The organism is Ancylomarina sp. 16SWW S1-10-2 (assembly GCF_009669305.1).
Lineage (GTDB): Bacteria > Bacteroidota > Bacteroidia > Bacteroidales > Marinifilaceae > Ancylomarina.
Window position 1 is genome coordinate 94,753 of sequence record NZ_SADB01000013.1, and the last position, 20,757, is coordinate 115,509.

General features: G+C 33.2%; 17 protein-coding genes. 8 read left to right on the forward strand and 9 right to left on the reverse strand.

Features of this window, described 5'->3' with window-relative positions:
* Positions 1–109: 109 nt before the first annotated feature.
* The 3 genes from EMN46_RS12345 to EMN46_RS12355 all read right to left on the reverse strand — a co-directional run bounded on the left by EMN46_RS12345 (position 110) and on the right by EMN46_RS12355 (position 2,312).
* Entirely contained in the window at positions 110–1,321 is a 1,212-nt protein-coding gene (locus tag EMN46_RS12345; protein WP_154201120.1) for a FecR family protein, read from the reverse strand.
* A 156-nt stretch (positions 1,322–1,477) separates the two neighbouring features.
* Positions 1,478–2,038, reverse strand: a complete 561-nt coding sequence (locus tag EMN46_RS12350; RefSeq protein WP_154201121.1) for an RNA polymerase sigma-70 factor — start codon at positions 2,036–2,038, stop codon at positions 1,478–1,480.
* A 115-nt stretch (positions 2,039–2,153) separates the two neighbouring features.
* Positions 2,154–2,312 (reverse strand): hypothetical protein, encoded by a 159-nt coding sequence (locus EMN46_RS12355; RefSeq protein WP_154201122.1) that lies wholly within the window; start codon positions 2,310–2,312, stop codon positions 2,154–2,156.
* A gap of 137 nt (positions 2,313–2,449) precedes the next feature.
* Here EMN46_RS12355 and EMN46_RS20250 point away from each other — a divergent pair, with 137 nt between their 5' ends.
* From EMN46_RS20250 to EMN46_RS12370, 4 genes are all read left to right on the forward strand, one after another.
* Positions 2,450–2,575 (forward strand): hypothetical protein, encoded by a 126-nt coding sequence (locus tag EMN46_RS20250; RefSeq protein ID WP_255447788.1) that lies wholly within the window; start codon positions 2,450–2,452, stop codon positions 2,573–2,575.
* A gap of 72 nt (positions 2,576–2,647) precedes the next feature.
* On the forward strand, positions 2,648–5,413 hold the full coding sequence (locus EMN46_RS12360) for an outer membrane beta-barrel protein (protein WP_154201123.1): 2,766 nt from the start codon (positions 2,648–2,650) through the stop codon (positions 5,411–5,413).
* A gap of 216 nt (positions 5,414–5,629) precedes the next feature.
* Positions 5,630–7,123 (forward strand): cell wall metabolism sensor histidine kinase WalK, encoded by a 1,494-nt coding sequence (locus EMN46_RS12365; protein WP_154201124.1) that lies wholly within the window; start codon positions 5,630–5,632, stop codon positions 7,121–7,123.
* Positions 7,124–7,244: 121 nt separating this feature from the next.
* Positions 7,245–7,961 carry a response regulator transcription factor gene (locus tag EMN46_RS12370; protein WP_229130355.1) on the forward strand — a complete coding sequence of 239 codons (717 nt, stop codon included), beginning with the start codon at positions 7,245–7,247 and terminating at the stop codon, positions 7,959–7,961.
* A 301-nt stretch (positions 7,962–8,262) separates the two neighbouring features.
* Here the strand turns inward: EMN46_RS12370 and rnk are convergent, their stop codons facing one another.
* From rnk to EMN46_RS12385, 3 genes are all read right to left on the reverse strand, one after another.
* Positions 8,263–8,673, reverse strand: a complete 411-nt coding sequence (rnk, locus tag EMN46_RS12375; protein WP_154201126.1) for a nucleoside diphosphate kinase regulator — start codon at positions 8,671–8,673, stop codon at positions 8,263–8,265.
* A 350-nt stretch (positions 8,674–9,023) separates the two neighbouring features.
* Positions 9,024–9,785: an MBL fold metallo-hydrolase gene (locus EMN46_RS12380; protein WP_154201127.1), complete on the reverse strand. Its 762-nt coding sequence runs from the start codon at positions 9,783–9,785 to the stop codon at positions 9,024–9,026.
* Positions 9,786–9,936: 151 nt separating this feature from the next.
* A complete protein-coding gene (locus tag EMN46_RS12385) occupies positions 9,937–10,872 on the reverse strand; it encodes a bile acid:sodium symporter family protein (RefSeq protein ID WP_154201128.1) in 936 nt (311 codons plus the stop codon).
* Positions 10,873–11,038: 166 nt separating this feature from the next.
* Here EMN46_RS12385 and EMN46_RS12390 point away from each other — a divergent pair, with 166 nt between their 5' ends.
* On the forward strand, positions 11,039–11,815 hold the full coding sequence (locus EMN46_RS12390) for an EI24 domain-containing protein (RefSeq protein ID WP_154201129.1): 777 nt from the start codon (positions 11,039–11,041) through the stop codon (positions 11,813–11,815).
* Between the two features lie 349 nt (positions 11,816–12,164).
* Here EMN46_RS12390 and EMN46_RS12395 read toward each other — a convergent pair whose 3' ends face one another.
* Together EMN46_RS12395 and EMN46_RS12400 are read right to left on the reverse strand one after the other, a co-directional pair.
* Positions 12,165–13,712 carry an MFS transporter gene (locus EMN46_RS12395; RefSeq protein WP_154201130.1) on the reverse strand — a complete coding sequence of 516 codons (1,548 nt, stop codon included), beginning with the start codon at positions 13,710–13,712 and terminating at the stop codon, positions 12,165–12,167.
* 152 nt (positions 13,713–13,864) lie between these two features.
* A complete protein-coding gene (locus EMN46_RS12400; protein WP_154201131.1) occupies positions 13,865–15,313 on the reverse strand; it encodes a nitrate/nitrite transporter in 1,449 nt (482 codons plus the stop codon).
* 295 nt (positions 15,314–15,608) lie between these two features.
* Here EMN46_RS12400 and EMN46_RS12405 point away from each other — a divergent pair, with 295 nt between their 5' ends.
* From EMN46_RS12405 to EMN46_RS12415, 3 genes are read left to right on the forward strand one after another with little or no spacing between them, the layout of a single operon-like run.
* On the forward strand, positions 15,609–17,027 hold the full coding sequence (locus EMN46_RS12405; protein WP_154201132.1) for a nicotinate phosphoribosyltransferase: 1,419 nt from the start codon (positions 15,609–15,611) through the stop codon (positions 17,025–17,027).
* A 21-nt stretch (positions 17,028–17,048) separates the two neighbouring features.
* The gene (locus tag EMN46_RS12410) at positions 17,049–18,158 is read left to right on the forward strand and encodes an alanine racemase (protein WP_154201133.1); all 1,110 of its coding nucleotides are present in this window, start codon (positions 17,049–17,051) and stop codon (positions 18,156–18,158) included.
* A gap of 12 nt (positions 18,159–18,170) precedes the next feature.
* Positions 18,171–18,629, forward strand: a complete 459-nt coding sequence (locus EMN46_RS12415) for a DUF2062 domain-containing protein (protein ID WP_154201134.1) — start codon at positions 18,171–18,173, stop codon at positions 18,627–18,629.
* A gap of 656 nt (positions 18,630–19,285) precedes the next feature.
* On the opposite strand, the gene EMN46_RS12420 is transcribed toward EMN46_RS12415, so the two are convergent.
* A complete protein-coding gene (locus EMN46_RS12420; RefSeq protein ID WP_154201135.1) occupies positions 19,286–20,749 on the reverse strand; it encodes an aminoacyl-histidine dipeptidase in 1,464 nt (487 codons plus the stop codon).
* Between the last annotated feature and the right edge of the window lie 8 nt (positions 20,750–20,757).

Below are 20,757 nucleotides of genomic sequence, written 5' to 3' on the forward strand. Positions count from 1 at the left end.
AATGATGATTTTTTTTCATAAATTTGAAAAGTTTAGGGTTAACACAACATCCTTATGGATGCATCTCTAAATATCCCCGGAATGTACTGGTACTACATTCCGGTTTTTTTTATTCTTCTTTTTTTGCCATCCGAATAATCACATTCTTATTTTTACTTACCTTAAAATTGATATGGGTTGTTTTACCAATCATCTCAAGCACATCGTTACAAGTATTAAATTTTGGGATTTTTCCAGAGAATTTTAATCTTTGTATGTCCTGCCCTTGGAAAAAAACATGAATATCATACCAACGTTCCATCTTCCTCATAATAGAAGTCAAAGATTCATCTTCAAATGTAAAAACACCATTTTTCCAAGCTGAATAAAAACTTGCATTAACTTCATTCACACGAGTACTATTATCATTTTTACTAAATACAAACTGCTGGTTAGGTCTTAATATTTCCTTTTTGACTACACCTACATTATTGTGAACTCTCACTTTTCCTTCAACAAGAGTAGCGTGCACAGTCGCATCATCTGCATAAGCTGATACATTAAAAGAAGTTCCTAAAACTTCAATATTCATTTCCTGTGTATTAACGATGAAAGGTTTCTTAGCATTGTGAGTAACTTCAAAATAGGCTTCACCACTCAATTCAACTCGTCGATTCTTACCTGTAAATTTAACAGGGTATCTCAAACTTGATTCCGAATTCAACCAAACCTGTGTACCATCGGCCAATGCCAACTGATACTCTTCTCCTCTACCTACTATTAGGGTATTGTATTTCGCTTTCTGTGTTAACTGTCCATCGGTTGCTGAATAATTCAGGCGGCTATCCTGATTCTTAATTTCAACACCTTCCTGTTTATTTGAAATATTGAGAGTACTATCAGAAAGCTCAAATCGCTCACCTGTACTTAAAACCAATTGTGCTTTTTTAACACCAGGTGCTATTTCTATTGGCAAGTTTGCCAACTGAGGAACATAAGATTCATGATTCAATAAAATGAAAAGCGCAATTCCAATAGGAAGAACAATAACAGCTGCATATTTCAGGATCTGTGTCAGTCTGTTCTGAAGAGAAACAGTTACTGGCTTAATTTGAGTTTGGAATCTATTCCATTCTTTAGGCATATCAATTCTATCAATCTGCTGAGCTCGCTGCTCAAAGGCATTCTGATCAAGAATCTCATTCCTAAGTTTGCTATTTTCGTCTTTCTTATTCAACCAAAGATCTAACTCAACTCTATCATTCTCATTCAAATCACTAACAAATGAAGAAGCTAGAAGATAACTGATTCTTAATGCTTTATTTATTTTCTCTTTAATCATATCTATAGTATAAGCAGTAAAATTCTTACGACTTTATAATACAGACGACGATAAATAGAAGTGGGGTGAAGAAAATAGAGATTATTTTCTGATATAGTAATATTCAGAAAATAAAGGACTTAAATAAAGAGTGACTAGATAGATTAAAATACAAATTTAAGATAGGAACTCATAAAACTCAACAAGAATGAAAATGGCATATTCTTTACCAAACATTTCACGTAGTCTATTAAAAGCAAGCCTCTTATGTGTCTTAACTGTATTTATGGATACATCTAGCTCATCACAAATTTCGGAATTTGACAAGCCTTTCAGGTTGAGACGCATCACATCGCGTGCTTTTTCAGGAAGTTGTTCTATAAAATGAGATAACATTCGATAGGTTTCCTCACGAATCACTTCGTTCACATAGAAATCATCATCAGCTAATTCTTGTGTATTAGGATCGACATCGAGAGATATCTTTCTGTTTTTTTCTTTTTTAAGGTAATCGAAGCAGATATTTTTTGTAGCAATATAAAAATAGACTCGCATTGATTTCTCAGATTCGAATTTTGTTTTTGAATTCCAAATACGAACGAAAACATCTTGAACCAGATCTTTAGACAAATCTTCATCGTGAACAAAGCGAGTCGCAAACACACAAAGTGAAGGGAAGTAGCTTTCAAAAACAGCTTTAAAATCGATCTTACGTATATCTATTTGGGGATTGGACACTAGGTTAGATTAGGGTGAATGCGAAAAACAAATATATAAGAAAAGAATAGAAATCCAAAAAAGCCACCCCGAAGAATGGCTTTAAAATTTTATTTTATAAATCTTGTCTCCTTAATTATAATTTCCATTTAGTTTGAACTAAAAGCCTTTTACGTAAGTCTATATTCATTTCTCCACTACAATTAAAAGCATATGTAGAAGATTCATCTAACATTCTATCATAGGAAACCTCCCCATTAATATTACCCCACTCTTGTTTTTCGAATGCACTCAAGTTTAAACTGTGTTTACATCGGCCTTCTGTCGACTTATTAAAAACTTTTTTTTTATAATAGTTATATAATCAACCTAATCTATAAGCCCAAATAATTTATTTTTTAGACGACTATTTGTATCAAAAAAACTGTAATCATGGCTATAGTTTCCATCTCTTTCTTAACAACCCTTAACAAAAAAGAACTCACAAAAGCAGCACTAACTACAGGAACACAACACCTTAACTTAAAAATTCCATTTCCTCCAATTAACCTTGATTAACCTTGATTCACTTAAAATCAGATAACATAGTGGGTAAAGCACCTATATTTGAACTGAATTAAAAAAAACAACATGTATAAAATTCTCATAAGCATATTTTTTATAATATCTAGTCTTTCCCTCTTTGCCCAAAAGAGCTACACCTTAAAAGGGAAGATCTTAGATTCTCAAAAAGAATTCTCTTTACCAGGAGCAACCGTTATCCTAACAAATAAAAAGGATACAATTCAAAAAACAGGTACAATTACAAATGAAAATGGAGATTTTAACATTAAAGTTAAGCCAGGGCAATACAATTTTCAGGTTTCTTTTATTGGATATAAAAGCAGTATAAAACCAATATCAATAGGACAAGAATCTGTCGATTTAGGTTCTTTAAAACTAGTTGAAAACTCTGAGTTATTACAAGAAATTAGCATAATAGAAACACTCCCACCTACTAAGATTAAAGGTGACACTACCGTTTTTAATCCCAATGCATTTAAGGTAAATCCTGATGCAAGTGCGGGAGAACTTATAGCTAAAATGCCAGGGTTTTACGAAACAGATGGTAAATTAGTTGTGGAAGGACAAGTTGTTGCTGAGATTTTGGTAGATGGGAAACGTTTTTTTGGGAATAATATGAGCCAAGCTTTAGAAACAATCCCCAACGATGTAATTAAAAACATAGAAGTATATGAATATAAAAGTGATGACGAAAAATTTACGGGTGTAAAAAATAATGAAGACGATAAGAAAACGATAAACATTGTTACGAACAAAAAAAGCAAACGACTTTTATTTGGTGACGTAGCTGCAGGATATGGTAAAGATAACAGGTACGGTTTTGATGGTAATCTGAATAGTTTTTCTGACGATAACAGCATTACACTTACTGCCAAATCGAGAGATGTTAATGCACCATTAAAATTAAGTAACAGAAGGTTTGGTACTAGTAGTATAGATGGAAATGACATTCAAGACGATTCCTTCGGTATTAATGTCGTAAATTCTAAAAATGATAATGATATAGAGTTTAGTTACGAATATGGGAATAGAGAAAATGAGAATACAAGTAGTAATGTAAAAACCTATACTTCTGAAGTACTTACAGGACAAGTTCAAAATTCAACTAGCACATCAAACAATGACAATGACGAGCACAATATTAATTTAAGAATATCATTAAATTCAAATAAGAAAAACAGACTGATGTCGAATACAATGTTTTCAACATCTGATGGAGGATCTAGTTCTAATTCAATTTCAAATACCTTACTTAATGATGGCCTCTTGAACTCAAACACCAACCAAAATTCATCAACAAACAAAAAATATAATATTAACCAAAGCATAAACTACTCCCGAGCATTAAACAAAAAAGGACGTTCGCTAAGCCTAAATGCAGGTTTTAGTCATTCAAATAATGAATCTGATGATGAGCAACTATCCGAAACACTAAACGATAGCAATGATGTTAGTCAAAGTATAAACCGTATTTCCGATTCGGAATCAAAAAACATGGGGATTAATGGAGGCTTAACTTATAATGAACCTATTGGTGAAAAAGGCTTTGCAAGTATTGGGTACCGATTCAATTACAACGAACAAGAATCTGATAAATATGGATACAATTATAATGAAACAGATGAGACATATAGTGAGTTAGATGAGCTAACCAGTAATCAATTTGAGAATTCGACAATTAAGAATGCAGGCCGTTTCTCATATAATATACGAGGCAAAAAACACAGTTTTAGTCTAGGAGCTGATCTAGAATTAACAAGTTTAAAAAATGAAGAATCTTACCCTAAGCAAAGTGACTTTGACAAAGACTTCTACGCATTCAAACCTTATTTGAGATATTCATTAAATTTGGATAATCAAAAGCGAATTAATTTAAACTACAGCTCAAGAACCTCGACCCCTTCTGTAAGTGATTTACAAGAAGTCGTAGACGTTTCGAACCCACTCTATATTTCTAAAGGAAATTCAGAATTAGATCAGTCACGAACTCACTATTTAATGGCTTATTATTCTGCATCGAACATAGAAAAAGGAAGTCACCTTGCTGTTTACTTAATGGCAACAGCAACAAACAATACTGTTGGGAGAAGAACTCTTGTTGCAGCTCAAGATACAACTATAAATGGTTTGTATTTTCTTCCTGCTGGAGGTCAATTTTCTGAAACTGTAAATTTAAATGGACAATACATGCTTAATGCAAACATGAGCTACAGTTTTCCTCTAAAACAGTTAAAATCAAAATTCAATATCAATACCAGAGCTAGTTTTTCACACAACCCAACATTTGTCAATGATAAAAAAGCCTTTACCGATTCGTGGAATATAAATCATGGAATGACTCTTAGTTCTAACATCAACGAAAAAATAGATTTCACTTTTACCAGTTCAAGTAATTACCAAAAATCAAGCAATACATCTAGTTCTGGTTCTGAATACATATCACAAAACACATCCCTAAATATGTATTGGAATTTCTATAAGGATTTAATATTTAGAACAAATGCTAGCAACGATTATCAGAATAATTTTTCAACAGATAAAGTTGATAGTTTTTGGCATTTAAATTTAGGTTTATCAACCAAAGTATTCAAAAGCAAACGAGGTGAACTATCCTTTACTGCCTACGACATTTTAGGTAAAGAAGATCAAAGATCACATATAATTAACGATCTTTATACAGCTGATTATTACACAAACACACTCAATAAATTTTATATTCTAACCTTTAGTTATAAACTAAGAAACGGGAATAACAAAAATCAAAGAAGAAGGGGAATGCAGGGCAGACATAGTATGTATAATGGAATGAATTATCGTGATAGGATGATGTAAAATTCATTAAAAATAAAATTTTCATAGTTCATGAAGAAGGTCATCCCTAATTGGGATGATCTTCCCTATTTTCCAAAAAATGTGTTTAGCCAAAAGCTAATATTCATTACACCAGATTACCTAAAGCTACCGCTTACGAATTAATAACAAAAGGTTTGGGGGTAATTAAGCTTAATCGTTAGCTAGTTTAATTCTGAAAGCCAGTATATTTACAACATGCAAAAGAATCGTTTAAATAGAAAGAAGTTTAAAATCGTTTCACCAATGATTTTAAGTATGATTTTATTGATCACATTTGTGGCTTACTGGTTACATAGTCAGTATTACAACGAAAAGGAAACTCTTCAAATAGAACTCTCTCAGCTATATTACAACACAACTCAAGATGCTGAATTTATTTTATATTATCAAAGCACGATAAAGCCCGCCTTAAATTTTAACGATTCATTGGATTTTAATCAACTTAAAATTGGTAACAAAGACATAGATCCGAATCAGAAACAAGCTTATGTTGAAGATTTAACCCAATTTATTGATGCCAATAAGAAACTTTACAACGAGCTTTTTGATGCCATTGAGAATAAACAAATAATACCTGAACACTTAAAAAAAGACTTTCAATATTATAATTTATACACAATTGGCTATAAATATCAAATATACAATAGAACTAATTTAGATCTCTTTAAACAAACAGAAGCACCTATATACGTTCTATCTAAATCACTTTATATAAAAAGCATAAACAAGAAATTTCAAGGTCTCAAAATATCAAGTGAAAAACAAATTATAGATGTTAATCTTGAAGATTATCGTTCTGGCAATAAAGCATGGATAAAAAAAGGAGAACTCGAAATAGTAGCCTTTCATAATCGTAAAAATAAAATGCTTATTTTTCAATTCGAGAACTATTTCTTATACTTAATTGCTATTATTCTACCTCAAATTATTTTTGCATTTATATTGATAGGTTTTTCATTTTTTGCATTACTCTTTGCATACAGAAGTTATCTAACCCAAGAAAGGTTAAATTTATTACGCTCCGATTTTGTAAGTAACATTACCCATGAATTGAAAATTCCTGTTGCTACAGCGAAAGCAGCCATGGAAGCCATTCTTAATTTTGGAATTACTGATGACAAGGAAAAAACAAAGTCTTACCTGAATATGGTAGCTTTAGAAATGAACCGTTTGGATAATTTAACCACTCGAGTTTTAGAACATTCGAGATTGGAAAACAACCAACATCCACTTCACAAAGAAGAAACTGAAATGAATCTTTTTGTTGAACGAATAGTAGAATCAGTACAACTATTTTATGCCGACTCAATTAATATTAAATACAATAATACTCCCGACTCAATTTATATTCCCATTGATCAGGTTTATATAGAAGGCGTAATTCGAAATTTAATTGAAAACAGTAAGAAGTATGGTGGCAATGACGTCAACATTACGGTTAGTTTATGGAAAAAAGACTTGCATATTTACGTCTCTGTAGTAGATGATGGACCAGGCATACCTAAAAAATATCTGACAAAAGTATTTGATCGTTTCTTTAGAGTTCCAACTGGAGATAAACACAATGTAAAAGGTTTTGGTCTAGGTTTGAGTTTTGCTGCTTTGGTTATGAAACAACACAATGGATCTATAAAAGCTAACAACCTGCCTGACAGCGGTTGTGAATTCACATTAAAATTCCCTGCTTAACAAAAATAAACAAATCGCCTTTACAACTACTCTTATAAAATCTCTAAATTTGCAAAGATTAACATCAACCTGTTAATCTTTTTTTATATTCTACCTATATTACAAAACACTTGAGGTAATAATGATTATGGGAAAAACTAAGATACTCTATGTTGAAGACGAACCTAATTTAGGACAGATAGTTTATGACTCACTGCTATTAAAAGGTTTTGAAACGATATGGGAAAAAGATGGCGCAAAAGTTATGTCCAAATTTCATGGATATAGTCCCGACATATGTGTATTAGATATTATGCTACCCAATGTTGATGGCTATCAATTATGTGAACATATTAGAAGTAAATACCCTAATTTACCTATCATTTTTCTTACTGCGAAAACAGAAACCCCTGATCTTGTAAAAGGATTCGAAGCTGGAGGAACCGATTATATGCGTAAGCCTTTTAGTATCGAAGAATTAGTAATTCGTATTAATAACCAGATTAAGATTCATGGCTCAAATAAGAGTGGTGTAAATAAAACGATAGAACGAGAAGAACTCCAAGAAATTAAAATCGGAACATATACTTACACGCCCAATAGATACGAATTGGTAACACCTACCAAAACGATAAACCTTTCAAATAGAGAAGGTGAACTTCTTAAGCAATTAACCGAAATGGGAAGTAAGGTTGTTGAACGCAAAGACATTTTACTCCAAGTTTGGGGCGATGATTCTTTCTTTAACTCCCGTAACCTCGACGTTTACATCAAAAAACTTCGTAACTACTTTAGCGAAGATGAAAATATTGAGATACAGACTTTACGAGGTAGAGGCTATCTATTTTTAGTTAAATAAATTGATTTTCACAGATCGTTTTTCTCACAAATAAGTAGTTTATCTTTAATCTTATTTAAGGACAATGAAATAGAAAAAGCCACTCCGATTGAAATGGCTTTAAAATTCTACCTATGATACCTTCAATTACAATATATCACAAAACTCAAGCGTCAAGTTAACTAAGTCCGAGTTAAAGCAAAACACCCCTCTCAGCGTATTTAAACTGGGTGAGGTGTTTAATTTATAGCAATGCTCTAATCTAGATAGTTTTAATGACAGTTTAATTGTAAAAAGAATCTAGTTTACTTAGTTTTTTGTCTTATAAATCGAAGTTACCAGCTGCTTCAGGTTGATAAACAATCTCATCAATTCTTAATTGCGTTAAACCAGAAGGTATAAGCCATTCTACAACATCGCCAACTTTATACCCAATCAATGCTGTCGCAATTGGTGAGAATATCGATATTCTATACTCTTTCATACTCGCTTCATCTGGGTAAACTATTGTGAATTGAACCTGCTTTTTACTATCTAAAAAGCTTAACTTAACAATAGAATTCATTGTTACAATGTTAGAAGGAACATCTTGAGGTTCTACTATTTTAGCAGAATTTAGTTCAACAACCAATTCTTTAGCTTCAATGTCATTGATCGATTTATTTCTTTTGGCATCAATTATACACTCCTTTATACGAGTGTAATCAAGTCGATTAATAATTAGATTTCCCATGATTCTTTTTTAGATTGTTTTATTTAATGATACCTAACATTTAATTTTGGTATTTAAATCACTTGAATATTTGAGTCAATATTACAATTTTAAAGATATAAGAATCAATAAAACAAACCAATTATCTGATCCTAATAAGTCAGTACGATTCTCGTTATAAAATCCTTATCAAAAATAGATATGCAACAAAAAAAACTGGACTAAAAATTAAGTCCAATAATCAATCCAAAAAAAATTTCCCTCTAAACATTGTTCAACACTCTGAAATAGAAAAAATCACTTCAATTTATATTGACTTTACTAATTCCAATAATAAACAAATTTAGATATTCTTTATAGTTTTATCTATATTAAACCTCAACCTCCAAACCATCGTAAGCCAAGAAAACATTATCTGGTAATTCTTTTGAAACCTCTTCGTGAAACCCAAGTTGATGACTAATATGAGTTAAATAAGCAACATCTGGTTTTAATTCTTTGATCAAAGCTAATGCTTCCGAAAGCGTAAAATGAGATAAATGTTTCTCCTTTCTCAAGGCATTTACCACAAGAACTTTTAGCACTTTCAGTTTCTCTTTTTCTTCAGAGGAAATATAATTAGCATCAGTAATATAGGCTAAATCACCTATTCTATAACCATAAACGGGGAGTTTAAAATGCTTAACTCTAATGGGTGTAATTTTAGTTCCTTTAATGAGGAAAGGTTTATTTTCAACAGTCCACAATTTAATTTGAGGAATACCCGGATACCTAAATTCGGCAAAGACATAAGCAAACTCTTGTTTCAAGGAAGCTTGTACGCGTTCTTCTGCATAAATATCAACCGCCTTTTTATTCACCCAATTAAAGGCACGTACATCATCCAAACCTGCTGTATGGTCTTTATGCTCGTGTGTAAAGATAATGGCATCAAGCTTTTCAACTTTAGCTCTCAACATTTGATAACGAAAATCGGGACCACTGTCTATTACAATATTCTGTCCATCAACCTCTATTAAAACTGATGATCTTAAACGCTTATCTCTTTTATCAGTAGATAAACAAACGGGACATTTACACGCTATTATGGGAACTCCTTGCGAAGTTCCAGTACCTAAAAATGTTAACTTCAAAACGTATCTTTTGATTATATATTATAACACTCAGACGCGATAAATCGCATCTCCACTTATTCCTTTAACCTTAACTCTTACTTTCCTATATCCTTTATTCCGCCTGAGGCGGACTTCGTTTCACTCAGCCTTATTATCCTTTTCCCGATAGCTATCGGGACTTTATCCTTGTTTTCCTAAACTCCATTCTAAAGGAAAGGTATAGTAGATAAAGCAGAACAAATATAGCCATTACAGCTGAAGGAATAGCTGCTTCTTTACCAAAAAGAGTCAAAGCAGTTACCACTGCAAAACCTGAACTCTTAATTGTGAGCAATAGATTTTGAGTCATTGCTATTTTTTTATCTACCCCCAACATTGTAGTAATTTTTTCGTACACCCAACCCAAACCGAAAATACTGAGAAATAAGACTAAGGCGACTAGAAATAGAATATCAAAATTTGAAAAGAAAACGTGTCTGTTTAAACCTACAGCAGTAAAAATTAAGAGTGCAAAACCCCAATCTACAACCTTACCTCTCACCTTCTCAACAGTCGGTTTAATAGGCTTCCAAAGTAATAATCGAGACAGAATCATTGGCAATAGAACCAACTTTATCATATTCATAAATAGCATACCCGAATCTATTCCTCCATCCAGATTACTCAATAAACCTACAATAATTGGTGCCAAAAATATAGAACTAATAAAAGCACCTAATACACCTACAATTCCATAATTTATATCACCCTCAAGTATATGTGAAAAGGGAATAACAGCCAAGCCAGGCGGTGTTGCAGCTATAACCACAAAGCCTAAAAACAACTCAGGAGTTGGCATTAAAAAATAAGCCAAACTAATAATTACAGATCCAAAAACAAAATAGTTTAGTACTGATCCTAGCAATAGTGGCTGAATCATTTTTTTGAGTGGGAAAAGAGCTTTTGTACTCAATCCTGTGGTAGAAAAGAGCATCACAATGGCCAAAATATAGAAGGTGTAAGATTTAATATGTTCGGCCCAATCACCTATGGATAAGCCTAGAATTACTGCAAGTATTAGAATGAAATTTCTATCACGTATAATTCGAACAAATAATTTTATCATTTTCAGTATTTTTGCAAAACAAAGATGAAACAAATCAAGTCCAATTCAAAATGATTCTAAGTAATAAAATAAGCATATTTTTCATGCGCAATATTCAATTTGTAATCACAAGTTGTTAAATTTAAAATTTATTAGCAGACTATACATAATTATTAAACCCAACAATATGAGTTTCTTCAAAGATTTCAGCTTTGGCCTTCGTACTTATTCCGAAGCATTAAATTTCATTTTTAAAAAGAAACTAGCCTGGTTTTTCATATTTCCCCTAGCCTTTAATATTATTCTATTTTGGTTTGGCTGGGATATGGTCAACGCCTATTCCGATACCGCAAAAGTGTATTTAGAGAATCAACTTGAGCTACATCAAGGAGATTTTTGGGGCTCTGGTTTTCTAAAAACTGCGATGGATGCCTTTGTATGGATGACATTCAAAATTATGTTCTTCCTACTCTTTGCTTATTTGGGAGGTTATATTATCATTATTCTAATGTCACCCGTATTTTCATATCTATCGGAACGAACAGAGAAGATAAAAACAGGCGTAGACTATCCTTTCAGCCTAAGACAACTTGTAAGAGATGTGTTTAGAGGTATTACCATAGCCATTCGAAATTTCTGCATTGAAATCATACTAACGGTACTTATGTTTATTCTAAGCTTTATCCCCATAATTGGATGGCTAGCTGCTATTATACTATTCTTTATATCGTCTTATTTTTATGGCTTTTCATTTATGGATTATGCTCTTGAGAGAAAGAAAATGAACCTTAGACAAAGTGTTCAGTTTATGAGAGAAAATAAGGGAATTGTTATTGCTAATGGATTCGTATTCTCTCTGTGTCTGATTATTCCATTTTGTGGCGTTTCATTCTCAAGTTTTGCAGCCATTATTTCTGTTGTTGCAGGAACGCTTGCTATAAGCGAAATGGAGGACAGAATTTAACTCGAAAATAAATGTTTCACGCAAAGAACGCAGAGGTTTTATCGCTAAGTGCGCAAAGAACGGCAAGACGTAAAAAGGATAGGTATTTGCAAAAATAACCATATCAATCTAGCTATAAGAAACACAAATAATACAAAGGTTTCACGCAAAGATCGCAGAGATTTTAATCTAAGTGTGCAAAGAACGACAAGATGTAAAAGAGGATAGGTAGTTGCACCAAGAAATTTAATTCCTAGCAATAAAGAATTTCACTCGAAAAATGCAGAAGTTTTTATCGCAAAGTGCGCAAAAAACAAAAGCCATCCCTAAGGATGGCTTTTTCTATGTCTAATTATGGGTAGATCTAAAATTAACTAGGATCTTCAAGCCCATAATTTTGTTCTTTATCTGCTTTCTTAAGTAAGACTGAAAGGAAGATTGAGATCACTCCACAACCTACAAGTAGTAGAATAGGAATTGTATAATCTTTAGGCTGTCCATCAGGTACATTTTGATTTACATAGTCAAGTAAAGCACCAATTCCGTAAAAGAATGCAGCTAAACCCCAATTCTGTAAAGTAGCCATTGAAGCATATGCAGTACCTAACCTATTTTCTGCAACAATTTTAGCAACTGAAGGCCACATTGCAGCTGGTACAAGAGAAAAAGCAACACCCAAACTCAACAAACCTAGATAAGCGATATAAACATTATTCATTACAGATAATGAAAGGTGAGCAAAGATTACAAGGAATGATCCTAGAATCATTAAAGATGCTGCTTTACCTTTTTTATCAACAATATTACCAAATATAGGTGTGAAAATAATGGTTCCCAAAGGAATTAAACTAGCTGTTTTAGCACCATTATCTAACCAAATTGATAAGACATCTTTCATTATGTACAAATAAACAGTAAAAGCAACAACAGCTCCTACTTTAAAAAATAAGCGTTTCTGTTTATCCGCAAAGTTGTTAGGAACAACTGCAAAAAGAATTGCAAAGACGAAAAACACAATATATACACTGGCAGCCCCCATTGCTGAACTACCCCACAATACAACTTCTCCAGCAGTAGGAAGTATTTCCGAGAATCCGAATTTATTAATTAATAAATCAGGAGCATACTGCATAAAAGGAAAAATAGCAGCATAGAAAGAAACACAAAGAAGAGAAATATATAAAAATGATTTATTCTTAAGTAAGCTAATTAAATCAGAAAATTTAAAATCTTCTTCTGAATCACAAGCTTCACCACTTTTTTCATTACTTATTGCGGTTTCTTGTTTATCAAGTTTAACATCAAACACCGCATAAATTAGAAACATGATTAAAGTTAAACCCATTAAAGTTGCAGCAAAAGTAACTGCTGGAGAAACGGATCCTCCTCCAATATCTAATGACAAAGCTGTTCCCATAGCACTACCTAATCGACCAATCCCCATATTAATTGCCATTGCTAAAGCTAATTCATACCCCTTAAACCATTTTACAATAGTTCGAGTAGCAACCACACATATAACCTCAAGTCCCGAACCGAAAAGAATTCGACCTAGAATAATCATGTTTAGCATGGTGTCGTGATCTATGCCAAAGAATCCAGAAGCTGCAAGAGCTGAAATAGCACCACCCACAACAGCAATACCACCAAAAACGATACCTGCAATACGAATACCCCATTTATCAAGCATAATACCACCGACGATAATCATACCGAATATATTAACACTGGTAGTTAGAGCAAGAATACGTCCAAATTCTTCACTAGAGAATCCCATTTCTGATTCCATCAAACCCTTTAGGCCTGAAAAGAAATCTTGAAACCAGTAGGTACTAAAAGTTAAGCCTGAAAGGAGTATTAACATTGCCCATCGCATTGCCGATGAATCACGCAATGTTCTTTTAAATGCGTCTGTCATTTTTATTATTTTAAATTATTTATGAGATGTTTAGATAATACCTTACAGCTTCCTATAGATCCATCAAAGACAAACCCTCACCATATCAATATTTAGAGCACAAAAAAGTCATCCCGAAGGATGACTTTTTTTATATCAGTTAAATATCAAAATTACTTTTGAATATTTGGTAATTGTAATCCGTAACCTTTGATTCTATCTTCGCGTTTCAATAAGAGACCAACAATAATAGCTAAAGCTCCTAAACCTGCAAAAATTAACATTGGGTTTGTATAATCGTAAAGAGGAATTTCAGTTCCTGCTGCCTTAGCAATAGCAACTTGAGGATTCGACTTATCAAGAACTACACCAATTAATAACGGAATCCCCATTAATCCCCAGTTTTGTATCCAAAAAATTAAAGAAAAAGCTGTTCCCAATTGTTTTTCAGGAATAATTTTTGGCACTGAAGGCCACATTGCTGATGGTACAAGAGATAATGCAATTCCTAAAATGATAGTTAATACAACAGCTACTTGCCAATAGTTTAAAATTGGTAAAGAGAAGATTGAATGTACAAAAAGAATAAGTACTGCACCTATAATCATGATAGTTACACCTTTTCCTTTTTTATCGTAAATTCCACCAAAAAGAGGGGTTAATAGTATTGTTCCAAAAGGTAATAAACCAGGAATCCGACCTGCTATTTCTTGGTCTAAGCCATATTTATTAACCATTAAGTCTGCCGCATATTTAATAAATGGGAAAACTGATGAATAAAATAAGACACATAAAGTAGCGATTAACCAAAAACCTTTATTCCCTACAATTAGTCGTAAATCAGAGTATATACCCGACCATAATTCCTTCATTGTAGAAGATTTTGGCTCTTCAATATTAGTGTCAGTTTCCGACAATTCTAATTTTTTATCCATAGACATATAGATAAAGAATGCAATGAAACCAATAACTAATAACAATAATGCAAAAGCAATAGGTGCAGAAATACTTGGTGCCATTTTTTCAACCAATTGTCCTTTTTCAACAACTGTATGAACGTTTGAAAAATACATTGCCAACGGTACCGGAGCCATCAAAGCTAGCATCGTTCCCAACCTAGCAACAGCCATTTGCATACCCATCGCAAAAGCCATTTCATGACCCTTAAACCACTTAACAATAATTTTAGACACCGTAATCCCAGCAATTTCAACGCCAACAGCAAAAATTGCAAACCCCACAGAAGCATAAAAAACTTGAGTATGTATACCTAAGGTTGTATCTGTAACTAAAGTTGGGGTTGAAATGGCCCAATACTTAATTGCAGCCCCCACAACCATTATACCTGAAGCCATTAGACCTGTGAAACGAACACCCATTTTATCGAGAATAATTCCCCCAAAAATAAGCATCAAAAAGAATACATTCAACCAACCGTAAGAACTCGTAAACCAACCATAGGTTGTACTTGACCATCCAAACTCAGATTCGAGCATCGGTTTTAATGGAGACATTACATCGGTTAGATAATAACCAGCAAACATGGTGATAGAAATTATCCCCAATGCAGCCCATCGCGCAGCCTTCGAATCACGAAGACTTTGTCTTATCGTTTCAGTCATTTTGTTGTATTTTGTTTAAGTTAATGTTTTACAGCCTGCTAAATTAAGATTTATACTGAGACGAGCAAAACTGAGCTTTATATTTTAAATGAAACTAGACTATTCATATTAATTGTAAAATATAAATAACTATACATCCGACAGTTGACTAAAAAGGATTCTACGACGTTTTTTTTCATGTTAAAAGTGAATTTGCAGAATTAGATTAAGTGATCTGGTAATAATACGTCTCTTTTATTCATCCTTCGAATCTTTGTCGCTATATTTGATACTTGATTTATTTAGATTAAAAAAGATGCAAACACTAACTCAAAACACGGGTCTATATACCGACTTTTATGAGCTAACCATGGCTCAAGCCTACTTTTACAGTGGCAAACAAAACGAAACAAGTAAATTTGATTATTTTTTTAGAACCAACCCTTACAAAGGCGGCTATATTGTTTTTGCTGGTTTGCAAGATCTCTTACATATTTTGTCAGAATTCTCTTATAATGATGAAAATCTTGCTTTTCTTAAAAAAGCAGGCTTAAAGGATGAATTTCTAAACTATCTAAAAGATTTTAGTTTTAAAGGCAAAATATACAGTATGAAGGAAGGGGAAATAGCTTTCCCTTACGAGCCAATAATACGAGTAGAAGGTAATATGATTGAATGTCTTCTGATAGAAACATTACTTTTAAATTACCTCAACTTTCAATCTCTAATTGCTACAAAAGCTTGCCGTATTCGTTCTATTATTGGCGATAAGGTATTTTCCGATTTTGGACTTCGCAGAGCACAAGGTCTTGGTGGTATACATGCCAGTAGAGCTGCTATTATTGGTGGGGCCGATTCCACATCCAATGTTTACGCTGCTTTCATTTACGGCATCCCTGTAAGTGGTACACAGGCTCATGCATGGGTTCAAAGTTTTGATAAAGAAATAGATGCTTTCCGTCAATATGCTGAAATTAATCCTGACACAACCGTTCTTTTAGTTGATACATACAATACACTTAAATCTGGTATTCCCAATGCTATTATTATTGCTAAGGAATTAGAGGCTAAAGGTCTTAAACTTGTAGGTATTCGTTTAGATAGTGGTGACTTGGCTTACTTAAGTAAAAAAGGAAGAGAAATACTTGACGATGCAGGTTTAAGCTATGTACAAATATTTGCTTCTAACCAATTAAACGAATACGTCATAAAAAGTTTGAATGAACAAGGAGCTAGAATTGATGGTTATGGCATAGGAACTGAGTTAGTAACTGGAAATGACACAGGAGCTCTCGATGGCGTTTACAAACTAGTTGAAAACAACAATAAACCTTCCCTTAAAGTTTCCGAAAACATTGAAAAAATGACCCTTCCTGGAAGGAAAAAAGTAGTTAGATACTTTGATAAGAATGGTAAATTTTTTAGTGATGGAATTTTAATGGTTGATGAAGAAAATGCAAATAAAATTTATCACCCATTCCTCTCACATAAAACAACTAATTTGGATGGATGTACCCATGAAGTCTTAAATAAGCTAGTTATGGACAATGGGGAAATCCTAATAAAAGAACAATTGCCAAGTGAAATAAACGTTTATTTAAAACAACGTTACGCTCAATTACCTGATGAACACAAGCGTTTTATTAGCCCACACATATATAAGGTTGGCGTTTCAGAAAAAGTTCTCAAACTAAAAAATGATATATTAAAAAGCATTCAAGAAAAAGTGTACTAACCTATATCAGAAGATAAATTAATGGATATTAGAACACATATTAAAAAGCCTACTTTATTGTTGGACAAAGCAAAATGCATCAATAATATTAAAAGCATGATTGATCGTGCCAAAAGATGCAACCTTACATTTCGTCCACACTTTAAAACACATCAGGCAGCTGAGATTGGTGAATGGTTTCGTGAGCTAGGTGTCGATAAAATAGCCGTATCATCGCTTCAAATGGCTCAGTATTTCGCTGAGCATAATTGGAGAGATATTACGGTTGCTATGCCAGTTAATTTACGCGAGATGGATACCATTGACGAATTAGCTGGTAAAATAACGCTTAATATTCTAGTGGAATCTGCAGAAAGCATTCATCATTTAGAAGCTGAACTAAACCATAAGGTAAATGCCTACATCAAGGTAGATACGGGTTATCATCGCACAGGAATTATTGCTGACGATACCGATAGTATTCAAAGCTTACTCAATTATATAAAAGCTTCTTCTCAAATCAAATTCAAGGGTTTTCTTGCTCACTCTGGTCAAAATTATAATGCAAGTGATACCAATGAAATTCTTAAGAATCACAAAGAATGTGTTCTTGAGTTAAATGAATTAAAAGATGTTTTTAGGTCTCAGTTTCCCGATTTAGAAGTTTCACTTGGAGACACACCAGCTTGTAGCATTAGCGACGAATTTTATGGAATAGACGAAATACGCCCAGGTAACTTTGTTTTTTACGACATGATGCAATTCGTATTAGGTTCGTGCGAAGAAAATGAGATTGCTGTAGCAATGGCCTGTCCCATTATAGCCAAACATGCCAACAGAAACGAGATTGTAATTTATGGTGGTGGAATTCACTTTTCAAAAGAATATCTTGAAGCTGATGATGAAGGCACCAAATTATTTGGCTCACTCGTTAACATTAAACCTGATGGTTGGAGTCCAATTATGAATGGTGGATTTCTTGCTAAACTTTCGCAAGAACATGGTATAATTAAATGTAACGAAGATTTCTTTAAGGAATTTCAAGTGGGTGATCTTATAGGTATTTTACCTATTCATTCGTGCATGACAGCTAATTTGATGGGACAATATCTCACGCTTGAAGCTGAAACCATTAAGATGATGGGTAAATAAAGGCTTATAGCTATGATGAACTACCAAAGCGTTTTGAGACGATTAAAGTTAGACAAAGTCAAAAAGGCAATTGTTAGTGAAATTAAATGTGCTGACAATACGAATAAGACCATCGCATTATCGTTAGCCTTAGGTGTATTTCTAGCATTTTCACCTGCTTGGGGCTTTCAAACAGTGCTTGCCATATCATTAGCATTGCTATTTAAATTAAATAAGGTTCTTACTTTAATTACTGTCAATATCAGCAGTTTGCCTCCTTTAATTCCTCTTATTATTATTGCTGGTTATCAAGCAGGAGCTCTTCTTTTACATGGCGAATTTCAGAAAGATATGCCTGACTTGATGAATATAAAAGCACTAGGTGAGAATTATTTGCAATTTGCTTTAGGGTCATTAATTGTAGCTTCGGGACTTGGGCTATTTTTTTATTTTACATTTCATCTAATTTTAAAGAAATACCGAAGCAATTAAAGCTGAATAATCACGGGTGAAATGCGAATTACAATAATTCATTTGGTTCTACTACCATTTTAGTGAATGACCATACAATATCATAGTGAATATTAGTTTGATATTTAAGTAAATTCTTTAAACTCTGCAATATTTAACGAGTTTCAATCTTCTACAATATCTCGTAAAAACTAAATTATATCTTTTTTTTTATTTTTCTTTTGGCTTAATCCAAAAGAAACAAAAGATCAAGTCTCCATAAGACTCAGGGTAAATACTTCAGATATCATAAGTGCAACTGGGTGATCTCCTCGTTCCTCCGAGCTGCCCAGTTTTACTAATGATTCCTTTGTATTCTTACCCATCGCCTTCTGAGGCCATTTACGGGTTTCTGCCTAACAAAACACGCTCAAAATGTTTTGATAAGATATCGTTAAGATTGTAGAATTTTTCTTTGGTTATCGGAATCAGGATGACGGATATGAGCTATTTCATCAAATCCATACCGTAATTAACGTATTTCCACTAAAATGGTAGTAGTACCATTCATTTAAAGAACGACTAAATAAGTTCAACCATATTGTAGTCAAAATTAATCATCTTTAATATTAGCCAGTTTACAATACAAAAATAGCCTGATTCGCATCAGGCTATTTTTATATAATATAACTTAAAGTCTATTTCTTAACAGGAATATTCTTAAGCGTCTCAACAGTGAAATCCCAGAATTTAGTAACTGTATCGATTTTCACTTTTTCATCTGGAGAGTGAGGGAAACGAATAGTTGGTCCAAATGAAATCATATCCCAATGTGGGTAGTTAGAACCTAGTAAACCACACTCAAGACCAGCGTGAATTGCCATAACTTTAGGAATTTTACCATACATTTTGTTATAAACACCTTGCATAGTTTTCAAGATTGGAGAATCCATATTTGGCTTCCATCCTGGATATTGTCCTTCTAATACAACTTTAGCTCCAGCCAAAGTAAATACAGAAGTTACCATTTCAGCTAAATCGTCTTTTGCTGAATTGACTGAAGAACGCAATAAGGCTTGAATAAGAATTCCATTCTCATCGCTATAAACACGAGCAAGGTTAATTGAAGTTTCAACCATACCTGGCATCGCATTACTCATACGTATTACACCATTAGGGCATGCATATATAGCATCAATTAATCTATTTTGTAGCTTACCTTTCATTACCTTCTTAGGTAAATTACATGGCTCAGCACCGAAAACAAGATCTGGTTCAACCTCACTTAACTCAGCTTTAAAAGTAGCTTCAAATTCTTTTAATGACGCAGCACATGCATCAACATTTTCTTTTGGAACAACTACAACAGCGAATGATTCACGTGGAATAGCGTTACGTAAAGAACCTCCATCAACAGAAGCAAGACGTAAACCGAAATTCTTAGCAGCATGTTTTAAGAAACGGAAAAGTAATTTATTAGAGTTTCCTCTTCCTAAAATAATCTCCATTCCTGAGTGACCTCCTTTAAGACCTTTCATGCTCAATTTAAAAGCAACAGTATCTTTAGGTGTATCAGTCGTTTTATTTTTAAAAGTGATGTTAGCATCTATACCACCAGCACAACCTACATACAATTCACCTTCGTCTTCTGAATCCATATTCAAAAGAATATCACCATCAAGAACACCTGCTTTAAGACCAAAAGCCCCAAACATACCAGTTTCCTCATCAGATGTAAACAAAGCCTCAATAGGGCCATGAGCTATATCTGTAGATTGTAGAACAGTCATTGCAGCAGCAACACCCATACCATTATCAGCACCAAGCGTTGTACCATTTGCAGTTAGCCACTCACCATCTACGAAAGTTTCAATTGGATCTTTCTCAAAATCGTGATCTGTATCGGAATTTTTCTGAGGAACCATATCAAGGTGACCTTGCATGATAACACCCATTCTATCTTCCATTCCTTTAGTTGCAGGTTTCTTAATAATTACGTTTCCTGCTTCATCTTTAATCGTTTCAAGACCAAGGTCTTTACCGAATTTCACCATGAATGCTTGAATCTTATCTTCATGCTTTGATGGACGTGGAACTTGTGTTAGTGAATAAAAATTTGCCCAAACAGCTTTAGGCTCTAGGCTTAAAATTTCTTTGCTCATTATTATTG